Origin of the sequence: Mesorhizobium sp. M7A.F.Ca.CA.002.15.2.1, from assembly GCF_003998715.1 — a bacterium.
GTDB classification, from domain to species: Bacteria; Pseudomonadota; Alphaproteobacteria; order Rhizobiales; family Rhizobiaceae; genus Mesorhizobium; species Mesorhizobium ciceri.
Genome location: NZ_RZPI01001263.1, coordinates 1 through 463 on the forward strand (window position 1 = coordinate 1; position 463 = coordinate 463).

The following is a 463-nucleotide window of genomic DNA, read 5'->3' on the forward strand; positions in this document are numbered from 1 at the left end:
ATTCGAGTTGAAGAACAACAACGGCACCGGACTGTTCTCTGGCCAGATGAAACTGGCGGGCGCCGATCTGGCGACCGTGCTGCCGGATGCCGGCATCAGCGGCATCGGCGATTTCTCGACGGCGCTGTCAAGCAGCGGCAAATCGGTCGAAGGGATGGTGGCTGCCTTGTCAGGCTCCGGAACTGCGGCGTTGAAGGGCGTGAAAGTTGCTGGCCTCAATCCAGATGCGTTCAGTGCGTTCCTCGCCAAGGCGGATGCGATCGGGCGCGACATCGATGCGGCCAAGACCGCCGGCTTCGCGCCCGAGATTGCCGCTGATGGCAGCTTTGCCGCTGGCGATACCGACATAGCCTTCACGGTTGCCGGCGGCACGCTGCGGGCGCCGCCGGTCAGCCTGGAAAATCCAGCGGCGACCTTGTCCGCCGACATCACGGCGGATCTCAACGCGGCCACGGTGTCGGCC

1 protein-coding gene is annotated in these 463 nt (G+C 64.8%); it reads left to right on the forward strand.

Features of this window, described 5'->3' with window-relative positions:
• The coding region (locus ENZ74_RS34040) for an AsmA-like C-terminal region-containing protein (RefSeq protein WP_164761514.1) at window positions 1-463 on the forward strand (463 nt) is incomplete at both ends.